Source organism: Flavobacterium sp. UBA4854, from assembly GCF_002399805.1.
Lineage (GTDB): Bacteria > Bacteroidota > Bacteroidia > Flavobacteriales > Flavobacteriaceae > Flavobacterium > Flavobacterium ginsengisoli.
In genome coordinates this window covers 48014-53315 of the sequence record NZ_DHEI01000105.1, presented here as the reverse complement: position 1 = coordinate 53315, position 5302 = coordinate 48014, and the positions used below count along the sequence as shown (strand labels likewise).

Here is a 5302-nt window from a genome sequence, read left to right as displayed (position 1 = left end):
GCTAAGTTTTTTTTACTTAAGCTTGTGCTAAAAAACGCAAAGTTCGCAAAGCTTTATGTAAATTCAGCTTTGCGAACTTTGTGGGTTTATTAGGTTTGGCTCATAAAAAAACTTAGCATGCTTTGCGTTAAAACTAAATATTAAGTAAAGCAACTTGAAACCTGAAACAAAGAAAACCTGAAACAAAAATCTCTATTTCAAAATCTGCGAAGCGTGTTCTTTTGTTTTTACTTTTTCGATTACTTCTTCTATAATTCCTTTTTCGTCGATTACGAAAGTTGTTCTGTGAATTCCATCGTATTCTTTACCCATAAATTTCTTTGGTCCCCAAACTCCAAATGCGTTGATAACCGATTTGTCTTCGTCTGCAATTAAAGGAAATGGCAATTCGTATTTTTCTTTGAATTTTACTTGTGCTTTTGGGCTATCAGCGCTTACTCCAAGAAGTTCGTAATTATTGGCTTGAAAACGGTGATAATTATCTCTCAAATCGCAAGCCTCAGCCGTACAGCCAGGCGTACTTGCTTTCGGATAAAAGAAAACAACTAATTTTTTCCCAGCGTAATCTGCCAGTTTATGTGTTTTTCCGTCTTGATCTGTACCTGAAAAATTTGGCGCTTTATCTCCTGCTTTTAGTGTTGTCATATGTCTTTTATTTTAGATTGTTGATTTCAGATTTTAGATTAAAAGCAAAGATAACTTATAACTAATAATTCTTTATTTTTACAGGCATTAAAATCACCGAAATGAATAAAGAAGCTCGCGTACAATTTGTTATTGATAAATTAAAAGAACTCTACCCTACTATACCAGTTCCGCTTGACCACAAAGATCCTTATACACTTTTAATTGCTGTTTTATTATCAGCACAATGTACCGACGTTCGTGTGAACCAAATTACGCCGCTTTTGTTTGCAAAAGCTGATAATCCGTATGATATGGTTAAAATGTCGATAGAAGAAATTAAGGAAATTATTCGTCCGTGTGGTTTATCTCCTATGAAATCTAAAGGAATTCATGGTTTATCTGAAATTTTGATCGAGAAATATAATGGCGAAGTTCCGCAGAGTTTTGAAGCGCTTGAAGCTTTGCCTGCTGTTGGACACAAAACGGCAAGTGTGGTAATGTCTCAGGCTTTTGGCGTTCCAGCTTTTCCTGTAGACACGCATATTCACCGATTGATGTACAGATGGAATTTATCTAATGGAAAAAATGTCGCTCAAACTGAAAAAGATGCCAAAAGATTATTTCCAAGAGAATTATGGAATGACTTGCACTTGCAGATTATTTGGTACGGACGAGAATATTCACCTGCAAGAGGCTGGAGTCTTGAAAAAGATATTATAACGAAAACTGTCGGAAAGAAATCTCTTATTGAAGAGCTTGAAAAAACAGTTTCAAAAAAATAAAGGTGCAAAGATAAAACCTTTGCACCTTTGTTACTCTGCACCTTTGCCCTTTAAAAAAACTACATTCCTGCTTTTAAAGCATTGTATTCTGAATTCATATCAAGAGATCTGTAAACACCTAATAATGTTTTGGTTGCATCTGGATTTTTTGGTTCAAGAACAAGTACTTTCTTAAGATATGGAATTGCACTTCTGGCAATATCATCTTTTTGTGCATTTAGTTTATCGTATTTCTTCATCTCTGCTGGCGTAGTTCCTAATGATGATATTTCTTCTGCTAAATCCTTTTTCATTTGCAGTTTCAAATAAGCCAAGTTAATATAAGCGTCAATATAATTCGGATCTAATTCTAAAACATAGTTATAAACTGATTCTGCTCTTGCATAATCTTTCTTTTCAAGATAAGCATAAGCCAAATTATTGTTTATTTCTATTTTTTTAGAAGGCACAGATTCTGTTCTTGGCTTTTCGTAAAGACCTTGCTGTATAGCAGACTCTCTAGCTTTTGGAGAAATAAAAGCATCTTCTTCTTTTGTTTTTTTGTTGGTAGCAAAATATCGAACTCCTTTTCCAGAAAAATTAATCTTTTTCAAAAGTTCGTAATAGGTCACAGCAGCGTTGTAATCTTTTCCGTTTATAGACGACGCCGCAGCATTACACAAGTTTATAGTATCTTTTTTATCGAACAAATATACCTTATAACTCTTTTCTGCACTTTCTTTGAATTTTCCGTCTTTAAAATCTGCCATTGCACCATTTACAAGACTGGCTTTCATGTCTTTTAAAGCTATGTTAGCTTTAACTGTCCATTTAAATTTTCCTGATTCATTTTCGTATAAAAATACATCTTGATACGATTGCGATGCCAATGTGAAATTATTGGCTGCATCTATATTTTTTACAGCCAAATCTTTTAAAACATTTCCTTTTAAGAAGTAATAATCAGACTTGTCTTCATCAGATGCATTAAGAATAAGATATTCTGTTTTAGTTAAAATTGCCAAAGCTTCCTGGCTATTTCCTTTGTCAAATAAAGATTGTGCTTCTTTAATTTTGTCTTTTTGGGCAAATGCGCCAATACTTATCATCAATAAGCATGACAACATCTTAATGTTCTCTTTCATTTTGCGGTTAAGTTTTGGTGGTTAAATAATTTTCTAAGTTTCTTTTGAAACATAGTAAGAGGATAATTAAACTGGTCTAAAAATTATCTTACTCACTATTTTATCGAATAAACATTTGCTGGTTCAAATATTTTTTCAAAATCAAATAAGCAATAAACTTAACGCAATAAAGTTGGGTAGTTTTTCTTCATAAATAATTTGGGTTTTGGTTAAATATTTAATTTTTAAAATATTATGTTTCTATTTTTTAATCAAACAAACTTTCTAATACGAATAACGCTTAAGAAAAGCATATTTATCAAATAAAAAAGTAGTTTTTTAACTAAAATAGAATTAAAAACCAAATAAACACATAAATTCCGATCAAAATATTAAATTTTAACAAAACAAGAGAAAAATGCTGTAAAAAACTTATATTTTTAATTCGGAAAAAAGAAGAAATAAAAAAACTCACTACTTGTACATAAAATATACAAATAGTGAGCTCTTAAACCAAAACGACCATTTGGTTTCTTTTTTATAAACATCCGACAGGAGCAGTGGGCTGTTTAATTAGCTATAATCTCAAAATTTTTATCTTCAATCTTAACTACTGTCAAGGCTTTAGAATAATTCAATAAAAAAGAAACTACTTCTTTTTTAGGTTTAAGATTTTTAGAAGCTAATGCTTTTTTTGAGTAAATTTTCCCCATACTATCAAAAATGTTTTATAGTAGTATAACGGACTAATTATCAAAATAGTATTAGTTGGTTAAAATAATTTGATGTTTTTCTATAATTTTTCTCAAATTCATTAATGCATAGCGCATTCTTCCTAATGCTGTGTTGATGCTTACGCCAGTAACTTCTGAGATTTCTTTGAAACTCATGTCTTGATACATACGCATAACCAATACTTCTTTTTGATCATCTGGAAGCTCTCCTATTAATTTTTTTAAATCAAGTTCGACTTGATCTACGATCATTTTGCCTTCAATTGTCAATGCGTCGTCAGACATTATAGAGAAAATAGAAAACTCTTCTGTTTCTCTGTACATTGGCATTTTCTTTGTTTTTCTAAAATGATCTACAATTAGATTATGAGAAATACGCATTACCCAAGGCAGAAATTTACCTTCTTCGTTATAAGAATTACTTTTTAAAGTTTTAATTACTTTAATAAATGTGTCTTGAAAAATATCATTTGAAATATCTCTATCAGCAATCTTAGAATATATGAATCCATATATTTTAGACTCGTGCCTCTTTATTAATGTTGCAAGTGCAGCTTCACTACCGTCAACATAATTTTTTACTAATAGAGCGTCTGGAGTATGCAGATCAGCCATAATAACTACTTTTTTTTAGTTTTAAAATTTAAAATTTGGAGTATTTTCTAAAAAGTAGTTTTTTTATATAGGCGTTTCTTTTTTATTGGGTTATGTTAATATTTTGACCAAATTTAACAAATATTTATTTTAAAAAGCAAACAAAAGCAATAATAATTAATAATAAATCGTTAAGTTTTTTACTGCAAAGTTTGATTTTAATAAAAATAGCTAAAAAAAATGAATTCTGATGATTTTTTTTACTTAAATAAAAAACAGATGTAAATAACTTACAATTAACATTTTAAATCATTTTCATCTGTCTTATTTTTTAGTTTATACTGTCGATATATTACTGATAAACGCGTACATAATCAACGTAATATTTTTGCGGTAAAACAGAATCGTCTACCTCTGGTCCTCCAAAATTACCTCCAATTGCCAAATTTACAATGATATAAAATGGTTTGTCAAATGGCCATGTATCTTCGTTTTTAACTTCGGGATTAAAAGTATAAACTAGTTTTGTATCAACAAAAAAATCAATTTTGTCTTTGTTCCATTCGATAGCGTAAACATGATAACCTTCTTCAATATTTGGAAATTCAGTTCGTTTTGTATTGACTGTATTTCCATGGCTGTCCTGTGTATGAAGTGTTGTGTATACCATATGAGGATCTCTTCCGATATATTCTAGAATATCAATTTCTCCTGTTTTTGGCCATTTTACCTCATCAATATTGGCGCCAAGCATCCAAAACGCGGGCCATAAACCATGTCCAATAGGGAGTTTTGCCCTAGCTTCGATTCGGCCGTATTTAAACTCTTTTTTGCTTTTTGTTGTAATTTTAGTCGAAGTATATTTATCTCCTTCTTTTCTGGCTTCAATAATTAGATTTCCGTCTTTAAATTCGTGGTTTGTTTTTGTATAAATCTGTCTTTCATTATTTCCATAACCACATAAATTTGGACAACCATCTCCCAATTCAAAATTCCAAACCGATTCGTTTAAGCTTTTTTTATTAAAATTTTCTTCCCAAACAAGTTTTCTTTTCGCCTCTTGGGCAAAGCCAAAACTAGTAATGAGTAATACTAAAATTATTTTCTTCATCGTATTCTTTTATTAAAAAAAGAAGGCCAGTAACCAACTGGCCTTCAAAATTACTAATTAATCAACCTATTGATAAACTCTAACATAATCAATCTCCATTGTAGATTGAGTGAAAGCAGGATCAATATTGCCTCCCATATTACCTCCCATAGCAAAATTTAAAATCAAGAAAAATTCGCTGTTAAAAGGTAAAGAACTTGTATTTGCTAATGTATGGATCAACACATCGTCTGCGTAAAGCTGGATAGTTTCTGCACTCCAAACTGCTTTGTAAACATGAAACTCTGTTGAAACATTTGGAATAGTTTTAGAAGCCGTATTGGCATTTCCGCCTGAACGACCAGGATAATG

The 5302-nt window shown here is 30.9% G+C and carries 7 protein-coding genes; 1 reads left to right on the top strand and 6 read right to left on the bottom strand.

Going from position 1 to position 5302, the window contains the following annotated elements; all coding sequences use genetic code 11:
• Positions 1 to 192: 192 nt before the first annotated feature.
• Complete coding sequence (bcp, locus tag B3J44_RS15570; RefSeq protein ID WP_286969487.1) at positions 193 to 645, bottom strand: thioredoxin-dependent thiol peroxidase; 453 nt, start codon at positions 643 to 645, stop codon at positions 193 to 195.
• Between the two features lie 101 nt (positions 646 to 746).
• On the opposite strand from bcp, the gene B3J44_RS15565 reads away from it, so the two are divergent.
• On the top strand, positions 747 to 1409 hold the full coding sequence (locus B3J44_RS15565; protein WP_286969485.1) for an endonuclease III domain-containing protein: 663 nt from the start codon (positions 747 to 749) through the stop codon (positions 1407 to 1409).
• A 59-nt stretch (positions 1410 to 1468) separates the two neighbouring features.
• Here the strand turns inward: B3J44_RS15565 and B3J44_RS15560 are convergent, their stop codons facing one another.
• The 5 genes from B3J44_RS15560 to B3J44_RS15540 form a co-directional block, all read right to left on the bottom strand.
• Entirely contained in the window at positions 1469 to 2533 is a 1065-nt protein-coding gene (locus tag B3J44_RS15560; RefSeq protein ID WP_286969483.1) for a tetratricopeptide repeat protein, read from the bottom strand.
• A gap of 548 nt (positions 2534 to 3081) precedes the next feature.
• Positions 3082 to 3225: a hypothetical protein gene (locus B3J44_RS15555; RefSeq protein WP_198857070.1), complete on the bottom strand. Its 144-nt coding sequence runs from the start codon at positions 3223 to 3225 to the stop codon at positions 3082 to 3084.
• Between the two features lie 51 nt (positions 3226 to 3276).
• Entirely contained in the window at positions 3277 to 3861 is a 585-nt protein-coding gene (locus B3J44_RS15550; RefSeq protein WP_198857069.1) for an RNA polymerase sigma factor, read from the bottom strand.
• Positions 3862 to 4192: 331 nt separating this feature from the next.
• Entirely contained in the window at positions 4193 to 4951 is a 759-nt protein-coding gene (locus tag B3J44_RS15545; protein ID WP_286969480.1) for a glycoside hydrolase family 16 protein, read from the bottom strand.
• 66 nt (positions 4952 to 5017) lie between these two features.
• The coding region (locus B3J44_RS15540) for a glycoside hydrolase family 16 protein (RefSeq protein WP_286969478.1) at positions 5018 to 5302 on the bottom strand (285 nt) is incomplete at its 5' end.